General features: G+C 72.6%; 18 protein-coding genes. 4 read left to right on the top strand and 14 right to left on the bottom strand.

Translation table 11 applies throughout. The annotated features are described in order from the left end of the window. Positions 1 to 40: 40 nt before the first annotated feature. From EDD29_RS07405 to EDD29_RS07375, 7 genes are all read right to left on the bottom strand, one after another. The gene (locus tag EDD29_RS07405) at positions 41 to 424 is read right to left on the bottom strand and encodes a DUF2752 domain-containing protein (RefSeq protein ID WP_246052572.1); all 384 of its coding nucleotides are present in this window, start codon (positions 422 to 424) and stop codon (positions 41 to 43) included. Between the two features lie 99 nt (positions 425 to 523). Then, the gene (locus tag EDD29_RS07400) at positions 524 to 1,195 is read right to left on the bottom strand and encodes a winged helix-turn-helix transcriptional regulator (RefSeq protein ID WP_246052570.1); all 672 of its coding nucleotides are present in this window, start codon (positions 1,193 to 1,195) and stop codon (positions 524 to 526) included. 453 nt (positions 1,196 to 1,648) lie between these two features. Then, positions 1,649 to 2,251, bottom strand: a complete 603-nt coding sequence (locus EDD29_RS07395) for a Trp biosynthesis-associated membrane protein (RefSeq protein ID WP_123663579.1) — start codon at positions 2,249 to 2,251, stop codon at positions 1,649 to 1,651. A gap of 95 nt (positions 2,252 to 2,346) precedes the next feature. Then, entirely contained in the window at positions 2,347 to 2,739 is a 393-nt protein-coding gene (gene hisI, locus EDD29_RS07390) for a phosphoribosyl-AMP cyclohydrolase (protein WP_123663577.1), read from the bottom strand. A 118-nt stretch (positions 2,740 to 2,857) separates the two neighbouring features. Beyond that, a complete protein-coding gene (locus tag EDD29_RS07385) occupies positions 2,858 to 3,064 on the bottom strand; it encodes a cold-shock protein (protein WP_123663575.1) in 207 nt (68 codons plus the stop codon). Positions 3,065 to 3,576: 512 nt separating this feature from the next. Further along, a complete protein-coding gene (locus EDD29_RS07380; protein WP_123663573.1) occupies positions 3,577 to 5,358 on the bottom strand; it encodes an ABC transporter ATP-binding protein in 1,782 nt (593 codons plus the stop codon). Then, positions 5,355 to 7,232 carry an ABC transporter ATP-binding protein gene (locus EDD29_RS07375; RefSeq protein ID WP_123663571.1) on the bottom strand — a complete coding sequence of 626 codons (1,878 nt, stop codon included), beginning with the start codon at positions 7,230 to 7,232 and terminating at the stop codon, positions 5,355 to 5,357. The genes EDD29_RS07380 and EDD29_RS07375 overlap by 4 nt, the downstream gene beginning before the upstream one ends. Positions 7,233 to 7,381: 149 nt before the next feature. On the opposite strand from EDD29_RS07375, the gene EDD29_RS07370 reads away from it, so the two are divergent. Together EDD29_RS07370 and EDD29_RS07365 are read left to right on the top strand one after the other, a co-directional pair. Then, the gene (locus EDD29_RS07370; protein ID WP_246052568.1) at positions 7,382 to 8,629 is read left to right on the top strand and encodes a hypothetical protein; all 1,248 of its coding nucleotides are present in this window, start codon (positions 7,382 to 7,384) and stop codon (positions 8,627 to 8,629) included. A gap of 146 nt (positions 8,630 to 8,775) precedes the next feature. After that, complete coding sequence (locus EDD29_RS07365; RefSeq protein WP_123663567.1) at positions 8,776 to 9,120, top strand: hypothetical protein; 345 nt, start codon at positions 8,776 to 8,778, stop codon at positions 9,118 to 9,120. Between the two features lie 48 nt (positions 9,121 to 9,168). Here EDD29_RS07365 and EDD29_RS07360 read toward each other — a convergent pair whose 3' ends face one another. The 4 genes from EDD29_RS07360 to priA all read right to left on the bottom strand — a co-directional run bounded on the left by EDD29_RS07360 (position 9,169) and on the right by priA (position 11,940). Then, positions 9,169 to 10,011, bottom strand: coding sequence for an ATP-grasp domain-containing protein (locus EDD29_RS07360; protein ID WP_123663565.1), 843 nt, complete (start codon positions 10,009 to 10,011; stop codon positions 9,169 to 9,171). 65 nt (positions 10,012 to 10,076) lie between these two features. Continuing rightward, positions 10,077 to 10,838: an imidazole glycerol phosphate synthase subunit HisF gene (gene hisF / locus EDD29_RS07355; RefSeq protein ID WP_123663563.1), complete on the bottom strand. Its 762-nt coding sequence runs from the start codon at positions 10,836 to 10,838 to the stop codon at positions 10,077 to 10,079. Then, positions 10,835 to 11,224: a RidA family protein gene (locus EDD29_RS07350; RefSeq protein ID WP_123663561.1), complete on the bottom strand. Its 390-nt coding sequence runs from the start codon at positions 11,222 to 11,224 to the stop codon at positions 10,835 to 10,837. The genes hisF and EDD29_RS07350 overlap by 4 nt, the downstream gene beginning before the upstream one ends. Further along, on the bottom strand, positions 11,221 to 11,940 hold the full coding sequence (priA, locus tag EDD29_RS07345; RefSeq protein WP_123663559.1) for a bifunctional 1-(5-phosphoribosyl)-5-((5-phosphoribosylamino)methylideneamino)imidazole-4-carboxamide isomerase/phosphoribosylanthranilate isomerase PriA: 720 nt from the start codon (positions 11,938 to 11,940) through the stop codon (positions 11,221 to 11,223). The genes EDD29_RS07350 and priA overlap by 4 nt, the downstream gene beginning before the upstream one ends. A 162-nt stretch (positions 11,941 to 12,102) precedes the next feature. Between priA and EDD29_RS07340 the strand changes: the two genes are divergently transcribed. Together EDD29_RS07340 and EDD29_RS07335 are read left to right on the top strand one after the other, a co-directional pair. Then, positions 12,103 to 12,969 (top strand): dienelactone hydrolase family protein, encoded by an 867-nt coding sequence (locus EDD29_RS07340; protein WP_123663557.1) that lies wholly within the window; start codon positions 12,103 to 12,105, stop codon positions 12,967 to 12,969. 131 nt (positions 12,970 to 13,100) lie between these two features. Beyond that, positions 13,101 to 14,930: a glycoside hydrolase family 15 protein gene (locus EDD29_RS07335; protein ID WP_246052565.1), complete on the top strand. Its 1,830-nt coding sequence runs from the start codon at positions 13,101 to 13,103 to the stop codon at positions 14,928 to 14,930. A 74-nt stretch (positions 14,931 to 15,004) separates the two neighbouring features. Here the strand turns inward: EDD29_RS07335 and EDD29_RS07330 are convergent, their stop codons facing one another. The 3 genes from EDD29_RS07330 to EDD29_RS07320 form a co-directional block, all read right to left on the bottom strand. After that, positions 15,005 to 15,763: a pirin family protein gene (locus tag EDD29_RS07330; RefSeq protein ID WP_123663553.1), complete on the bottom strand. Its 759-nt coding sequence runs from the start codon at positions 15,761 to 15,763 to the stop codon at positions 15,005 to 15,007. Positions 15,764 to 15,832: 69 nt separating this feature from the next. Next, positions 15,833 to 16,144, bottom strand: a complete 312-nt coding sequence (locus EDD29_RS07325) for a hypothetical protein (protein ID WP_123663551.1) — start codon at positions 16,142 to 16,144, stop codon at positions 15,833 to 15,835. Next, a complete protein-coding gene (locus EDD29_RS07320) occupies positions 16,141 to 16,761 on the bottom strand; it encodes a restriction endonuclease subunit S (RefSeq protein ID WP_148085893.1) in 621 nt (206 codons plus the stop codon). The genes EDD29_RS07325 and EDD29_RS07320 overlap by 4 nt, the downstream gene beginning before the upstream one ends. Between the last annotated feature and the right edge of the window lie 52 nt (positions 16,762 to 16,813).

The following is a 16,813-nucleotide window of genomic DNA, read 5'->3' as shown; positions in this document are numbered from 1 at the left end:
TAGCCGCCTCACGGGCCCTCACTCACACACGCCCCCGCTCTCACGGGGCCAGCGCCTGCCCGAACGGCAGGTTGCGGACGACCCAGAAGACGAGGATCGCGCCGGTCAGCGCGAAGATCGCCCAGCGGTTGCCCAGACCTGTCCGGACCGGGGTGCCGCGCACTGAGGCGACCGTCCACAGCACCCACAGATAGGCGGTGACGGGGATCAGCGCGAACGCCAGCGCGTTCAGCCCGACGGCCTCGGCGATCCGGCCGTGGACGAGCGCGTGCGTCATCCGCAGGCCGCCGCAGCCCGGACAGGCCAGGCCCGTCAGCGCCAGGAACGGGCAGACCGGGTAGTGGCCCGCCTCGTTCGGGTCGACCGCGCCCACATAGGCGACCGCGGCGGCCCCCACCGCCAGCAGCGCCAGCGGGACGGCCACGGCCCTCCCCCGGACCCCCTGAGCCCCCATCACCCGATCCACGGTAGCGCTCCCCGCCCCCGGGTTCGCGCGTGCACCCCCGGTCGGCCCGCGTCCGCGTCAGACGTCGGCGGCGTAGCCGACGCCCCGGACCGTGCGAATGGGGCTGGCCTGGCCGAGCTTGGCCCGGAGCTGGGCGACGTGCACGTCGACGGTCCGCACGCCCGCGCCGCCGCCGGGGCTCCACGCGGCGGCCAGGAGCTGCTCGCGGGTGAAGACCCGGCCGGGGTGGCGCAGCAGATGGGCGAGCAGGTCGAACTCGGTCGCGGTGAGCGTGGCGGGCCGCTCCCCCGCGCGCACCGAGCGGGTCCGCGGGTCCAGCACCAGCGCGCCGGCCCGCAGCACGTCGGCCGCGGTGTCCTCCGCGTGCGCGCGAAGGGCCGCGCCGACGGCCGAGACGAGGGCGCGCGGGCTGAACGGCCGGACCACCGCCTGCTCGCCCGCCTCCACGGTCCGGCCCTGCGGCAGGACCCGGATGACGGGCGCGGGCCGCGCCGCCTCGGCGACCCGCCGGTACAGCTCCGCGGCCGTCACCGCCGGCGGCATCTCCGACAGGTCGACCACGACCACGTCGGGCCGCACCCGCACGACCGCCGCGGCCGGACGCGACCGGTCCTGCTCCACGACGACGGCGTAGCCCTCCCGGGCCAGATAGAGCCGCTCCAGCTCCGCGACGTCCGGATCATGCTCGAAGACGAGAACGGTACTTATGGTCGCTCCTTCGCCACCCACGGTCACTCCTTCGTCGCTCCCGCACCCGGCCGCCGGCGACCACGGCCCCACTCGCCGGGCGGTGCCGCGGCCTCCCGGTCCGGGCGCCGTCACCCGGACACCGGCATTCAAGATCATCGCACCCTGAGACGCCCGAAATCCCCACCTCTCGAACACCGCGCCACAGGATCCCCGACCCCCGGGGCAGACCACCCGAGAACCGCGAAACAGGGCATGGCACCCCGAAATCCCCGCTTCCCGGGCATCACCCGATTCCGGTGCGCTGCCCCCATGGCCCACGATCCCAGGGCAGGCGCACCCCGAATCTACGTCAATGGGGCGTCACCCCCGGAAATCCACGACTCCGGGGGCGACACCCCATTCAGGGCGTCGCGCCCGGCACCCACGATCCCAGGGCGGCGCACCCGGATCCGTGATCCCAGGGCAGGCGCACCCGGGCTGCGTCCAGGGGCGTCAGCGGGGGGCCGTGGGGGCCTCGGTGTCGGCGTCGGCGTCGGCGGTGGGGTCCTCGCCGCGGTCGAGGGACTTCCACAAGGCGGCGGGGTCGTCGGGGGCGGCGGCCTTGGCGGGGCGGGCGCCGCGCTCGTAGCGGGCGGACATGCCGGGCCAGGCGCGGCCGCGGACCGCGGTCCACAGGCCGGCGAGGGCGATCACGAGACCGCCCGCGGCGGCGAGCCAGGGCCAGGCCGTGGCGGCCACGGTGACCGCGTCGGTGGAGCCGACCACGATCGTGCCGGAGTCGCCGAGCAGGGCCGCGCGCGCCGAGGAGGCGTCGGTCGCGGTCAGCGCGAGCAGCACGGTGCCCGCGCCGAGCAGGGCGAGCAGGGCGCCGACGGCGATCCGGGCCGCGCCGCGGACGGCGAACACCGCGGCCATCGCCGCGAGCGCCGCCCAGCCGAGCGCGCCCGTGGCGGAGAGATCGGCGCCCGTCAGGTCGGACATGCCGGAGGTGTGCCCGGAGCCGGACCCCGCGAAGGCGGCCTGCGCCCAGACGCGCCCGGTGGCGAAGACCACGAGGGCCGCGCCCGCGGCGCACACGAGCGCGACGGAGCCCATCTCACGACGCGACGGCGCGGGAGCCGCGGCGGCCTCCCCCGGCGTGCCGGAATCCTCCGGCGTGCCGGAGGATTCCAGGGCGTGCGGGGCGGTGGTCACCGGCCCGGCTGGCCGACGAGCGCGCCGAGGTCGTCGGCGTCCCAGCAGGTGCGGTCGCCGGTGTGGCAGGCCGCGCCGACCTGGTCGACCTTGACGAGGATCACGTCGCCGTCGCAGTCGAGGGCCGCGGACTTCACCCACTGGGCGTGCCCGGACGTCGCACCCTTGACCCAGTACTCCTTGCGGCTGCGCGACCAGAAGGTGCAGCGGCCGGTCGTGAGGGTGCGGTGCAGCGCCTCGTCGTCCATCCACCCCATCATGAGCACTTCGAGCGTGTCGTGCTGCTGCACCACGGCCGGGACGAGCCCGTCCTCGGTGCGCTTGAGGCGGGAGGCGATCTTGGGGTCGAGTGCGGTGCTGTTCGGAGCCGCGGGCGCTTGCGCTGACATGGACAGAACTCTATCCCTGCTTTTCGGCCGCGCCTCCGGCACCCGGCCCCGGGCGAGAACGCGAGACCCGCCTCGGGCGGGGTGCTCGAGGCGGGTCTCGGGGTTCGGTCTCGGGGTACTACAGGGGGCGGACCTGGTCGGCCTGCGGCCCCCGGTTGCCCTGGGTCACCTCGAACTCGACGCGCTGGGCCTCCTCCAGGCTGCGGTAGCCGGAGCTCTGGATGGCCGAGTAGTGAACGAAGACGTCGGGTCCGCCGCCGTCCACGGCGATGAAGCCGTAGCCCTTCTCGGCGTTGAACCACTTCACGGTGCCCTGCTGGGGCATGGTCTTTCTCCTTGCGGCAAAACACGGTTCCACACCTCGTGGCCCCACCGCGGTCTGCACGGGGAGTCCTCGCCCCCGGGTACCGTCCCCGGGAAAGCCAAAACGCCCGCTGTCCATCGTTCGCGCGGGCGTTATACCACTGGCAGAACACGTAACGAACCAAGACTGCTACCGCTGAGTCGAGAGTATCACCGTAGGGCGACGGCCCGCGATAGCAGAAAACCCTGCCCAGTAAGGTATTTCCCCCGTTCACGGCCCATACCGGACCGATTCCACAGATCCGTTCCGCATCCCCACCGGCACCTTCCGCATCCATCGTGCGCACAGGGCCTGGACACGGGCTTGATCACGTGAAGCTCACGGGGCAGAGACGGCTCGATCTCGAAATCGAGATACGCCGGTTTCCGGATTTGTTCGTGTCCAGAAACTTTCCGCGATCTTGGGGCACGGTGCGCCTTTCGGCGGCGGCGCACCGTGCCCGTCGGGTCCTCCGGACGGGCGGCCCCTTCCCGTCAAAGGGAGCGCTGGGCGCGCCAGGAGGCGTGGAGGTCCGCGTAGACGCCGGGGACGGCGACGAGGTCGGCGTGCGGGCCGCGCTGGACGATCCTGCCCTTGTCGAAGACGAGGACCTCGTCGGCGGCCTCGGCGGTGGACAGGCGGTGCGCGATCGCGACCGAGGTCCGGCCGCGCGTGATGCCGTCCAGCGCACGCTGGATGCGCACCTCCGTGGCCGGGTCGACGGCGGAGGTCGCCTCGTCCAGGACGAGCAGGTCCGGGTCGGCCAGGTAGGCGCGGGCCAGCGCGGCGAGCTGCCGTTCCCCCGCCGACAGGGACTCCCCGCGCTGCCCGACCGGGGTGTCCAGGCCACGCGGCAGCCCCGCGAGCCAGTCGGCCAGCCCCAGCTCGGCGAGGGCCGCGGTGATCTCCTCGTCCGACGCCGAGGGCCGCCCGTACCTGATGTTCTCGCCGAGCGTGGTGTCGAACAGGAACCCGTCCTGCGGCACGATGACGATCCGCTCGCGCAGCGAGGAGAACCGCACCCGGTCCAGCGGCACCCCGTCGACCCGGACGGTCCCCTCGGCGGGGTCCATCAGCCGGGTCAGCAGCTTGGCGAAGGTCGTCTTGCCCGAGCCCGTCTCGCCCACGACCGCGATCCGGGCCTGCGGCGGGATCCGCACGTCGACCCCTTCCAGGACCCGCGGCCCCGACGGGTAGGCGAACGCCACGTCCTCGAAGCGGACCTCGACGGGCCCGCGCGCGAGCACCTCGCCGTCCGCGCCCGGGTCGGCGACGTCCGGCTCGGTGTCCAGCACGCCGAGGACCCGGCGCCAGCCCGCGATCGCGTTCTGCGCGTCGTTGAGGATCTCCGTCGCCTGCTGCATGGGGCTGACGAACAGGGTCACCAGGAACAGGAACGCCACGAGCTCGCCCGCGGTGATGCCGCCGCCGATCCCCAGCAGCACGCCGCCGACGACGACGGCCCCGGTGGCGACCGCCGCGACGATCTCGCTCGTCGGGAAGGTCAGCGCGACGAGGGCCTGCGCCCGCTTCTGCGCGGTGCGCCCCTCCTCGACGGCCTGGTCCACCCGCTCGGCGGTGCGCCGTTCGGCCGCGTAAGCCTTGATCACCGGCGCGCCGACGACGGACTCGCTGACCGCGGCCAGCAGGTCGCCCATCCGCTCGCGGACCGCCAGGTAGGCGCGCGAGATCAGCTTCTGGAAGAAGCGCAGCGCGAACGCCAGCGGCAGGAAGGCGACCCAGACGATGAGGGTGAGCTCCCAGGAGTAGACGGCCATCAGCCCGGTGACGACGACGATCTCGCCCGCCGAGACGAGGAACATCAGCCCGCCCCACTGCATGAACTGGCTGATCTGGTCGACGTCGCCGGTGACGCGCGACACGAGGCCCCCGCGCCGCTGCCCGCCCTGGGTGAGCATCGACAGGTCGTGCACGTGCCGGAACGCCTTGACCCGCAGCGTCGCGAGGGAGCCCTCGGTGCGCCGGTAGAGCCGGACGTTCATCAGATAGGCCGACAGCGCGGTGACGACGGTGGCCGCCGCGCACAGCAGGACGGCGTTCCTGACGTACCCGAGGTCGCCCCCGCCGGCGCCGGGCAGGCCGTGGTCGATCGTCTGCTGGACCGCGATCGGGATGACCACCCGGCCCGCGGTGGCGACCAGCGCGAGCAGCAGGGTCAGGCCGAGGCCGCGCCGGAACTCCGGGGTGATCGCGAGTCCCCGGCGCAGGGTGGCGAACGCGCCCTCGTCAAGGGCCGTCTCGTTCAGTGCGGTCATGCCCTCACGTCCTCTCCCGCGTCGGCTCCGTCGGCCCCTTCCAGCGCCGTCCCGTCGGGCGGGCCCTCGTCGGGCCGCTCGGCCTCGGCGTGCTCGTAGGCGTTCACCAGGTCCCGGTACGCGGCCGAGCGGGCGAGCAGCTCGGCGTGGGTGCCGCGGTCGGCGACCCTGCCGCGCACGAGGTGCACGACCTCGTCGGCGAGCGAGATGGTGGCCTTGCGGTAGGCGACGACCACGACGCTCGCCGCGCTCTCGCGCAGGCCGCCGAGGATGCGCTCCTCGATCTGCGGGTCGACGCTGGAGGTCGCGTCGTCCAGGACGAGCAGGCGCGGCCTGCGGACGAGCGCGCGGGCCAGCGCGAGGCGCTGGCGCTGGCCGCCCGACAGGGTCGCGCCGCGCTCGCCGAGCCGGGTGTCGAGGCCGTCGGGCAGGCCCGCCACGAACCCGTCGGCCTGGGCGAGGCGCAGCGCCGCCCAGAGGTCGGCGTCGGCGAGGTCGCCTTCGAGGTCGACGTTGCCGCGCACGGTGTCGTCGAACAGGAAGGTGTCCTGGGGGACGAGGGCCGCGGCGCGGGCGACCTCGCCGGGCGCGAGGTCCCGCACGTCGGTCCCGTCGAGCCGGACGGCGCCCGCACGCGGGTCGACCAGCCGGACGAGCAGGGACGCCAGCGTGGACTTGCCCGAGCCCGTCGGCCCTACGACGGCCACGGTCCGGCCGGGCGCGACGCTCAGGCTCGCGCCGGAGAGCACCGTGGTGTCATCGGCGTACCCGAAGGTCAGGTCCTCCGCCTCCAGGCGGGCGGCGACCTCGACGGCGAGAGCGCCCTTCCCGTACGGCATCGCGCCTTCGGCGTCCAGGACGGCCCGGACCCGGTCCCACCCGACGACGCTGCGGGGCAGTTCGGCGAGGACCCACCCGAGGGACCGGACCGGCCACGACAGCAGCGTGAACAGGTAGCAGACCTGGACGAGGTCGCCGGTGTCGATCGCCCCCGCGTCGAGCCTCATCGAACCGAACAGCAGCACCGCGAGCACCCCGAAGCGGGGCAGGGACTCCAGCACCGGGTCGAACAGGCCGCGCACCCTGCCGACGTCGACGTTGGCGTCGCGCAGCCGTTCGGCGGCGGTCCGGAACCGCTCGGTCTCCGCGGCCTCCCGCCCGAGGGTCTTGACCACGAGGCCGCCCTCGAAGCTCTCGTGCGCGACCTCGCTCACCTCGGCCCGCAACTGCTGCGCGCGCGCCACCCTGGGCGACAGGACGCGCTGGTAGACGAGGTTGAGCAGCGCGATCAGCGGAAAGAGCAGGAAGCCGACGACGGCCAGGGGAAGGTCCACCGCGAGGATCGAGAAGGCCGCGAAGACCAGCATGAACACCACGCCCACGGCCATCGGCAGCGGCGCGATGGGCGCCCACGCGGCCTCGATGTCGCTGCTCGCGTTGGACAGCAGCTGGCCGGTCGGGTGCCGGTGGTGCCAGGCGAGGGGCAGCCGCAGGTACTGGCGGGTCACCGACCTGCGGAAGCGGGCCTGGAGGTTGTACTGCATGAGACCGGCCCAGAAGCGCCGGCCGGCCACCCCGAGCGCCTTGAGCACCGAGACGGCGACGATCGCCGCCCCGCCCGCGGCGAGCGCCCCCTTCGTGGTCTCCCCCGCGGCGAAGGCCGGGAGGATCACCCGTTCGGTGACCTCGCCGAGCACCCAGGCGCTCGCCACCGTCATCCCGCCGTAGAGCGCGCTGGCCACGACGGACAGCGTGAACATGAGCGGTTCGGTGCGGATCGCCACCCCCAGCACCCGTAGGCCTGCGCGCAGTACCCGGGGGTTGACCCGTTCTGTCACGAAAGATCTCCCAGCGTTACCCAATGATTTCGGCATCCATCCCTACCATCGGGCACCGACGGTTATTCCCGGAAGATCACTCGGAGGTGACAAAAGCCGATGACGGGGTGATGTCCGGTGATCATCCGGGCCCGTCAGGGAAAAGGCACTTGCCCCCCGTGTCCTCACCTGCGCATGCTGGCGTGGTGGACGCACATGTGACGCAACCCGTCGACACCCTGCACGGCCAGCTCCAGCGCGGTCTCGGCCGTGCCGCGAGGCGCGCGGCGCGCACCCGCGGCTCAGGGGAGTTCGTGTACGACTGCGTCCGCAGGGACCCCAGGTGGGATCGCCAGGTGGAGTCGCGCAGCCTCTACTACGCGCGCCTGATCGTCGACCTCGAGCTGCCCGTCCACCCGCTGTCGGACCACCTGTTCGACCCCGCCGACGCCGACGACGGCGACGAGTGGCGCGCCTCGCTCACCATCGACACCCTCACCGACCTCGTCCGGCTGAGCCGCCGCGAGGCCGCCGCCCCGCTCCGCCGCTACGCGGCCGACGGGGCGCACTGGTTCGAGGCGCTGGACGCCCTGGTCTCCCTCGGCGACCCCGCCCTGGTCCCCGGACTCGGCGCGGTCGCCGCCGCGCGCTGCGACGAGGACGACCTGCACTGGCTCGTCGACGACCCGGGCAACCCGGTGATCCGGCAGTGGGCCGCCGAGTACCCGGTGATCGCCGAGGCCGTCTCCAGGCGGGGCTCCGGCCCCACCCCCCGTGCCCGGGAGCACGCCCGCCCGACCGGCTCCGACGGCGAACTCGTCGCCCTGGCCCACCAGCGCTCGGACGCCTCCGTGGAGGCCATCCTGGAACTCGGCAGACGCCGCAGTCCCGCCCTGTTCGATCTCGCGGAGGAGTTCCTGCCCGAGGGCGCCGGAAGATGGCGCGGCGTGATCTGCCGGGCGCTGCGCGAATGCGGGCCCGCGGCCCTGCCGAGCGCGCGCCGCTGGGCGTCCGGCACACCGGGCTGCCGGAAGGTCGCGATCGCGATCCTCGCCGGGCACGGCACCGCCCAGGACGTCCCCGTGCTCGTCGACGACCTCGCCGCCGCCCTCAAGGCCAACGCCTGGGGCCGGGCCGCGCACCCCGTCGAAGGGCTCGGGCGGCTGCGCGCGGGCGCGGCGGTGTCGCTGCTCAAGGAGGCCTGGACCGCCACCGAGTACGCCTACCTGCGGCCGCGGCTGCTCACCGCGCTGCTGCGCACCGCCCCGCACACCGCCGAGGCGTACGCCGCCGAGGCCCTGTGGGACTGCGAGGAGGAGGCCCGCCGGATCGGCGCGAGCATGGCCCCCCTCACCGAGGACAACGGCCTGCGGCTGCGCCGCCTGGCCACCTGCGCGGCCGAGGAGCCCGGTGTGGTCTCCGCCGCCGTCGACAGGTCCGCGCCCGACCTGTGACGCCCGACGGGTGACGGCGCTCGAGATCCCCGCCGGAAATCGTCGCCTGGTATCGGCCGGACCCCCCGCGTCCTCCCTCCGGAGCACGGGAGAGTGGTCCCCTGGCGCGATGTGCGCGCCGCCGCGCTCCGCCTACACTCGCTCGCATGATCTCCGCTAAGACGCGCCTCCTCCTGGCCGCCCCCCTGCTCGCCCTCGCCCTCGGCACGGTGTCGGCCTGCTCGAGCGAGAACACCGACTGCGCCCTCACCACCGGCACCTGTACCGTCACCTTCGACCGCGGCGTCGACGCCAAGGCGAGCGTCCTGGGCGTCGACGCCCAGCTCGTCGAGGCCACCGACACCACCGTCACCGTCAACATCGGCGGCAAGAACGTCACCGTCCCCCTCGACGGCCAGGAACAGTCCGGCGACTTCAACATCCGCGTCAAGTCCATCACCCCGGACAACGTCATCCTGGAGATCTCCACCGGCGTCACCGTCACCGAATAGCCCCGGCGCCGCGGCTCCTTCGTCGACGAAGGAGCCGCGATGCGAGAGTCAGCCGAGTCTCTTCACGATCGCGGAGGCGAGGCGGGCGGCGGAGCCCGGGGCGTGGTGCAGGAAGAGGGACGGCTCGGCGAGTTCGAGTTCCAGGAGGACGGGGTCGCCGTCGGGGCCTGGGATGAAGTCGATGCGGGCGTAGAGCGGGTTCCCGGGGGCCGCGGCCAGGACGGCGGCGGCGAGGGCGAGTTCGGCCTTCGAGGCCGCGCGGGGGGTGATCTGCTCGCGTTCGTCCTTGGTGTCGGCGATCATCGGCTGGACGCCGGCGCCCGCGGTGAGGATCGGGGCCTTGCGGACGGCGTGGCTGAACTCGCCGTCGAAGAAGACCAGGGCGGTCTCCCCCGCGGTGTCGACCGCGTCGAGGTAGGGCTGGACCATGACCGTGCGGCCCTCGCCGCGGAGCCGCGCGAGGTGCGCGGCGGCCGGGACGGCCTCCTCCGCCGACCATCGCGCGGTGTCGCGGGCGCCCGCGGAGACCGCCGGCTTGATCACGTAGTCGGGCCATTCGGGCAGCTCAGCCGGGTCCCAGAGCGTCGGCACGACGGGCACGCCCGCCGCGCCGAGCTCCCGCAGATAGCTCTTGTCGGTGTTCCACCGCAGCACCTCGGCGGTGTTCTCCAGCCGGGGCACCCGCGCGGCCCAGTCCAGGAACTCCCCGAGCCGCGTCGAGTAGTCCCAGGTGCTGCGCACGAGGACGAGGTCGTACGCGGCCCAGTCGGCCGGGCCGTCCCAGCGCACCGCCTCGGCGCGATGGCCCAGCGCGCCGAGCTCGGCGATGAGCGCGGGAGTGTCCTCATCGCCTTCGGGCAGGTCGACGAAAGTGGCGATCGCAACATTCACCCCGCCAGGTTATGCGTATGACTGGCTGCTTTCGCCCGCGCCGGGGACCCGGGCGAAAGCAGCTCTCAGCGGACCTCGTGGCCGGCGGCCCTGATGGCGCTCTTCACCTCGGAGATGAGGAGGTCGCCGAAGTGGAACACCGAGGCGGCGAGGACGGCGTCGGCGCCCGCCTCGACCGCGGGAGGGAAGTGCTCCAGGGCGCCCGCGCCGCCGCTGGCGATGACGGGCACGCCGACGACCTCGCGGACCCGGCGCAGCATCTCGAGGTCGAAGCCGGTCTTGGTGCCGTCGGCGTCCATCGAGTTGAGCAGGATCTCGCCCACCCCGAGCTCCTCGGCCTTGCGGCACCACTCGATGGCGTCGATGCCGGTGCCCTTGCGCCCGCCGTGCGTCGTCACCTCGAAACCCGAGGGGGTGTCGGCGCAGCGCCGCGCGTCGGCCGACAGCACGATGCACTGGCTGCCGTAGCGGTGCGCGGCCTCGCGCAGGAACTCGGGCCTGGCGATCGCCGCGGTGTTGATCGACACCTTGTCGGCGCCCGCGCGCAGCAGCTTGTTCACGTCCTCGACGGTGCGGATGCCGCCGCCGACGGTGAGGGGGATGAACACCTGCTCGGCGGTGCGGCGCACCACGTCATAGGTGGTCGACCGGTCGCCGGAGGACGCGGTGATGTCCAGGAACGTCAGCTCGTCGGCGCCCTCGGCGTCGTACCGGCGCGCCAGCTCCACCGGGTCGCCCGCGTCGCGCAGGTTCTGGAAGTTGACGCCCTTCACGACCCGGCCGGCGTCGACGTCCAGGCACGGGATCACTCTCACGGCCACGCTCATGCCACTGCCCCCCGGTACGCGTCGACTTCCACTTCCACCAGCATCCGCGAGTCGAGCAGGCCGGCGACGATCAGCATGGACGCCGCGGGCCGCACGTCGCGGAACAGCGAGCCGTGCGCGCGGCCCACCGCGTCGGTGTGCTCGGCCGAGGTGACGTACATCCTGGTCCGCACGACGTCCCGGATCGACAGCCCGAGCCGCTCCAGCGACCACAGGGCGATCTGGAACGCCGTGCGGGTCTGCTCATAAGGATCACCGACGTGGACGACCTCGCCGTCCACCGTCGAGGTGCAGCCGGAGACGAACGCCATGTCGCCCGCCAGCACCGCCCGCGAGTACCCGATCAGGTCCTCCCAGGGTCCACCCGAGGAGATCCGTTCGATCATCGAGTGAGCTCCAGCGCTTCCTCGAGCGTGAAGGCCTGCGCGTAGAGCGCCTTGCCGACGATCGCGCCCTCGACGCCGAGCGGCACGAGGTCCTTCAGCACCTTGAGGTCCTCCAGGGAGGACACGCCGCCGGAGGCGATCACCGGCTTGTCGGTGCGGCCGCAGACCTCGCGCAGCAGCTCGACGTTCGGGCCGCGCAGCGTGCCGTCCTTGGTGACGTCGGTGAGGACGTAGCGGGGGCAGCCGTCGGCCTCCAGCCGGTCCAGCACCTCCCACAGGTCGCCGCCCTCACGGGTCCACCCGCGCGCGGCGAGGGTGGTGCCCCGCACGTCGAGGCCGACGGCGATGCGGTCGCCGAACTCGGCGATGGCGCGGCGGGTCCACTCGGGATCCTCGAGCGCGGCGGTGCCGAGGTTCACCCGGGCGCAGCCGGTGTCGAGGGCGGCGCGCAGGGAGGCGTCGTCGCGGATGCCGCCGGAGAGCTCGACCTTGACGTCCAGCCGTCCGGTGACCTCGCGCAGCAGCTCGCGGTTGGAGCCGCGGCCGAAGGCGGCGTCCAGGTCGACGAGGTGGATCCACTCGGCGCCCGCGCTCTGCCAGGCGAGGGCCGCGTCGAGGGGGTTGCCGTAGCCGGTCTCGGTGCCGGCCTCGCCCTGCACCAGGCGCACGGCCTGGCCATCGGCGACGTCAACGGCGGGAAGGAGCGTCAGGGTCATGCCGGAAAGCCTACCGGGAACGGCCTTGACCGGCGTTTTCCCCTCCCCGCAACGAATGATCTTCCTATCCGGCACGCGTGCCGCGCGGACAAGCCCCGGCACCTGGGATCACACTTCGTGATCGTCGGATCACTCGCCTTCCCAGTGAGAGGGGCGCTCCCCTTGCTCTCGACCCTTTCGCGGGTCCTGTCCGTCCCGCTCGCCGCCCTGGTGGCCCTCCTGCCCGTCCAGGCCGCCCCGGCGGCCCCGGCGGGCACGGGCCCCTACCAGCGGGGCCCCGCGCCCACCGAGGCGTCCCTGACGGCCTCGGGCGGCCCCTTCGCCGTCGCCAGGACCCGGCTGGTGGCCGGGCGGGGCACCGCCGCGGGCACCCTGCACTACCCCGTCGACATCTCCCAGGGGACGTTCGGCGCGGTGGCGATCATGCCGGGCTTCCTCGGCACCGAGAAGTCGATCGCCGTCTACGGCCCGCTCCTCGCCTCGCACGGGTTCGTGGTGCTCACCCTGAACGCCAAGCACCGCACGGACCGGCCGGACGCCCGCGCCACCCAGCTGCTCGCCGCGCTGGACCGGCTGGCCACCGGCCCCGTCCGCGACCGGATCGACCCGTCCCGCCTCGCGGTCATGGGCCACTCCATGGGCGGCGGCGCGGTGCTGCGCGCGGCGGCCCAGCGGCCGGGCCTCAAGGCCGCCGTGCCGCTCGCGCCGTGGCACCTGGAGCGGGACTGGCGGACGATCCGGGTGCCGACCCTCGTCTTCGGCTCCGACGACGACCGGGTCGCGCCCGTCCGCAGCCACGCCGAGCCGTTCTACCAGAGCATGACGCGCGCTCCGGAGAAGGCCTACATCGAATTGCGCAAGCGCGGGCACCTGAGCTTCATCACGCCCAATCCGGTGATCACCAAGTACACGGTGTCCTGGTTGAAGCGTTATGTCGATGAAGACACCAGATACGACCGGTTTCTATGCCCAGGTCCGGCTTTCCCGACCCGAGAGATCAACGAATACCGGGGCACCTGCCCCTCCTGACCCAACACGGCACATCCGCCCCCGAGGCCGACCTATCCTGGCAAGTGGAGTTACCCGCTGGTCCGTATAACGGATCACGCTGTTAACACGTCCGCAATCCGCCCATCACACAAGCGAGGACCATCAAAAGAGTGCCTCGAAATGGATCGGTCCAGTACGGCCGTTACCTGCCCATCGAAGAACACGCGATCGTCGGCGATCTGCGCACCGTCGCACTCGTCGGCACCGACGGGACCATCGACTGGTTCTGTCCGGGGCGCTTCGACGCCCCGTCCCTGTTCGCCTCCCTGCTCGACGCGCGCAAGGGCGGCTTCTTCTCGCTGTCCTGCCGGTCGGCCAACCGCCCCAAGCAGCTCTACCTGCCCGACACCAACATCCTCATGACGCGCTTCCTCACCGCGGAGGCCGTCGGCGAGGTCATCGACTTCATGGTGCCGGAGACCAGCGGGTCGGCCCCGCCCCGCGACCTCATCGTGCGCCAGGCGCGCGCGGTGCGCGGCCGGGCCACCTTCGAGCTGGGCTGCTACCCGGCGTTCGACTACGCCCGCGCCTCGCACGAGATCGAGATCGTCGAAGGGGTGGGCGCGGTGTTCACCTCCTCGGCCGGCCGCTTCGTGCTGCGCTCCAACGTGCCGCTGATCCACGACGGCGACGGGGTGAAGGCGACGTTCACGCTCGATGAGGGCGAGACCGTCGACGTCGTCCTGGAGTGGCAGGGCCAGGTGCACCCGCTGGTGCCGGGTGAGGCGGACGAGATGTTCCTGCGCACCCAGGAGTTCTGGCAGAAGTGGATCGGGCAGTCCCGCTACCGGGGCCGCTGGCGTGAGATGGTCCACCGCTCCGCGCTGGCGCTGAAACTGCTCGTCTACCACCCCACCGGCGCCCTGGTCGCCGCGCCCACCACGTCGCTGCCCGAGGGGATCGGCGGCGTGCGCAACTGGGACTACCGCTACGCCTGGCTGCGCGACTCGGCCTTCACGATCTACTCCCTGATGCAGCTCGGCTTCCTGGAGGAGGCCGCGGCGTTCATGGAGTGGCTCCAGCTCCGCTGCGAGGAGGCCACCCTCGAGCGCGACGTCATGATCATGTACTCGGTCGACGGGTCCGACAAGATCCCCGAGCACACGCTGGACCACCTCGAGGGCTACCGCGGGTCCCGTCCCGTCCGGATCGGCAACGGCGCCGCGGGGCAGCGCCAGCTCGACGTCTACGGCGAGATCATGGAAGCGGTGTACATGTACAACCGCGAAGTCCCGATCTCCTACGACCTGTGGCAGACCCTGTCCAAGCGCCTGGACTGGCTCGCCGACCACTGGGAGGAGCCGGACGAGGGCATCTGGGAGGTCCGCGGCGGCCGCCAGCGCTTCACCTACTCGGGCCTGCAGACCTGGACCGCGTTCGACCGGGCGCTGCGCCTGGCCCGCGACCGCGGCCTCCCGGCACGGTCCAACAAGTGGCAGCGCCTCGCGGCCAAGGCCTACCGGTTCGTCCAGCAGGAGTGCTGGGACCCGGAGATCGGCGCCTACGTCATGCACCCGGGCAGCAAGCTGCTCGACGCGGCCGTGCTGTGCATGCCGATGCTCAAGTTCTCCGGCCCGACCGACCCGCGCTTCCTCATGACGCTCGACCACCTGGGCAAGGAGCTCGTCTCCGACAGCCTCGTGCACCGGTACGCCGCGACCGGCCACGACGGCCTGGAGGGCGAGGAGGGCACCTTCAACCTCTGCTCCTTCTGGTACGTCGACGCCCTGACCGCGGCGGGACGCGTCAAGGAGTCCCGGATGGTCTTCGAGAAGATGCTGACCTACGCCAACCACGTCGGCCTGTACGCCGAGGAGATCGGCCCGTCCGGCGAGGCGCTCGGCAACTTCCCGCAGGCGTTCACCCACCTGGCGCTGATCAGCGCCGCGGTCAACCTCGACCGCGCGCTGGACAACAACGGCACACTGGTCCGCCCGTAGGCACCACGAGACCGCCCGGCCCCTCTCAGGGGCGGGCGGTCTTCGTGTTTCCCCGGGTCGTGCTCGTCAGGCCGTCAGGCGGCGACCTTGGCGTGCATCTCCCAGACCATGACCTCCGCCGCGTCCGTCGCGGTGACCTTCTGGCCGCCGGTGGCGGTGAATCGCACGGCGTCGCCCTCGCGCAGCGCCCCCGCGCCTTCCAGCTCGACGTCGCCGCGTGCGACGAACAGGTGCAGATAGGGCGCGTCCGGCAGGGTCACCGACCCGCCCGCCTCCAGCCGCGCGACGTGCAGCGCCGCGAACTTGTTCTTGATCCGGATCGCCGTGTCGAACTCGTGCTTGGCCATGCCGGAGGCGACCGTCTTGAGGCCGCCGCGCAGGAGCTCGTCGCCGATCTCCAGCTGCTCGTAGCCGGGCTTGATCCGCGCCTCGTCGGGAACCACCCACATCTGAATGAAGTGGACGGGCTCGGCGTGCTCGTCGCCGCCCTCGAGGCTCCAGGAGTCGTTCTTCTCCGAGTGCAGGATCCCGGTCCCCGCGCTCATCCGCTGCGCCAGCCCCGGGTAGATCACCCCGTTGTGCCCCTCGGAGTCCTGGTGCACCAGGGACCCGCGCAGCACCCACGTCACGATCTCCATGTCCCGATGCGGATGCGTCTCGAACCCCATCCCGGGCTTCACGGTGTCGTCGTTGTTGACCAACAGCACGCCGTGATGCGTGTTGTCCGGGTCGTAGTGCCCCCCGAACGAGAACGAGTGCTTGGAGTCCAACCAGTCGATCTTGGTCTTGTCCCGCTCATCCGCCCGCCGGATGTCCACCGCCGCCGCCTGCATCAGACGCACCTCCCTGGTTGGTTGAACTTTAAACCATCCACCCCGCCCGCGCATTCCCCGCCCCCGCGATCACCGCCGGTCGAACGCCAGGAACGCCGCCACGGGCACCACCAGCAGCGACACCACCAGCACCGCGAACCGCTCCATCCCCCCGAACCCCAGCCCCCAGGCGAAGCCCTGCACGGCCACCAGGAACACCACCACGGCCCCGAACCGCGCCCTCCGCGCCCGAGCCGCGGCCCCCGCCGCCCCCGTGGGCAGCACCTTCCCCACGGCCCGCCGCACCCTGGTCCGCCGAACCTGCCGCACCCGATTCCGCTCGGCCGCCGCAGCCGCCGCAGCCTCCCGCTCGGCCCTCCGCCGAGCCCTCTCCTTGCTCATCCCCCCAGTATCACCGTCCAGCGCCCCTCACCGGCCCCTCCGAAGACCGGCGGGCCGGCCGGCAGGCGGCCCGATGCCCGAAGATCGCCCGTCGTCACGGTGAACTCGCCGTCGAGCAGCCTCTCGGCGAGGCCGGACCGCAGTCGCGCCGTCTCCTCCGCGACCCTGCGGTGCACGGCCTCCTCGGCGTCGAGGGACGCCAGGACCGCCAAGATCGCCTCCTGCTCCGCCGTGGGGGGAAGAACCACCGGCAGGTCCAGGAGCGTGCGGGTCCGGAGACTGGCGATCACCGAGCGGGGCGAGCGGGCGACGAGCCATCTCACCGTCTCCCGCCGAGCGAGAACCTGGAGCAGATGGCGGGGGCGGAGGGCGGTTCGCTCCTTGACCCGGATCCGCAGGCACGACGTTCCGGTGAGCCAGCCCTCATGCTCCGCGCCGACCTGCGCGACCCGGCCGAGTTCCCCGCACCGGACGCAGACGAGATCCCCCTCCTCGAGACGGAACCTTTCCAACCCCGCCGCAACGTGCGGTGGCACCTTGCGGGCCCCGAACCCTCTGATCCCGTGGTCCTGCCCGATCTGCCCGGCGGCCACGACGCCGACTCCCGGCCCACCCATGGCGAGGAAGGAGGGACGCACATTGGAGGGAAGAGATCCCGCCCTCGGAGCG

This window comes from Actinocorallia herbida (assembly GCF_003751225.1).
GTDB lineage: Bacteria > Actinomycetota > Actinomycetes > Streptosporangiales > Streptosporangiaceae > Actinocorallia > Actinocorallia herbida.
Note: the sequence above shows the minus strand (reverse complement) of the source record. Positions and strands in the feature narration are given on the sequence as shown.

What these genes read in the sequence shown, in the direction of transcription:
- EDD29_RS07375 (WP_123663571.1), bottom strand. Translation starts at nt 7,232, where the DNA reads ATGCCGAAATCATTGGGTAACGCTGGGAGATCTTTCGTGACAGAACGG.
- EDD29_RS07365 (WP_123663567.1), top strand. Translation starts at nt 8,776, where the DNA reads ATGATCTCCGCTAAGACGCGCCTCCTCCTGGCCGCCCCCCTGCTCGCC.
- EDD29_RS07320 (WP_148085893.1), bottom strand. Translation starts at nt 16,761, where the DNA reads ATGGGTGGGCCGGGAGTCGGCGTCGTGGCCGCCGGGCAGATCGGGCAG.
- EDD29_RS07380 (WP_123663573.1), bottom strand. Translation starts at nt 5,358, where the DNA reads ATGACCGCACTGAACGAGACGGCCCTTGACGAGGGCGCGTTCGCCACC.
- EDD29_RS07395 (WP_123663579.1), bottom strand. Translation starts at nt 2,251, where the DNA reads ATGGGCTCCGTCGCGCTCGTGTGCGCCGCGGGCGCGGCCCTCGTGGTC.
- priA (WP_123663559.1), bottom strand. Translation starts at nt 11,940, where the DNA reads ATGACCCTGACGCTCCTTCCCGCCGTTGACGTCGCCGATGGCCAGGCC.
- EDD29_RS07330 (WP_123663553.1), bottom strand. Translation starts at nt 15,763, where the DNA reads ATGCAGGCGGCGGCGGTGGACATCCGGCGGGCGGATGAGCGGGACAAG.
- EDD29_RS07385 (WP_123663575.1), bottom strand. Translation starts at nt 3,064, where the DNA reads ATGCCCCAGCAGGGCACCGTGAAGTGGTTCAACGCCGAGAAGGGCTAC.
- EDD29_RS07325 (WP_123663551.1), bottom strand. Translation starts at nt 16,144, where the DNA reads ATGAGCAAGGAGAGGGCTCGGCGGAGGGCCGAGCGGGAGGCTGCGGCG.
- hisI (WP_123663577.1), bottom strand. Translation starts at nt 2,739, where the DNA reads ATGTCAGCGCAAGCGCCCGCGGCTCCGAACAGCACCGCACTCGACCCC.
- EDD29_RS07350 (WP_123663561.1), bottom strand. Translation starts at nt 11,224, where the DNA reads ATGATCGAACGGATCTCCTCGGGTGGACCCTGGGAGGACCTGATCGGG.
- hisF (WP_123663563.1), bottom strand. Translation starts at nt 10,838, where the DNA reads ATGAGCGTGGCCGTGAGAGTGATCCCGTGCCTGGACGTCGACGCCGGC.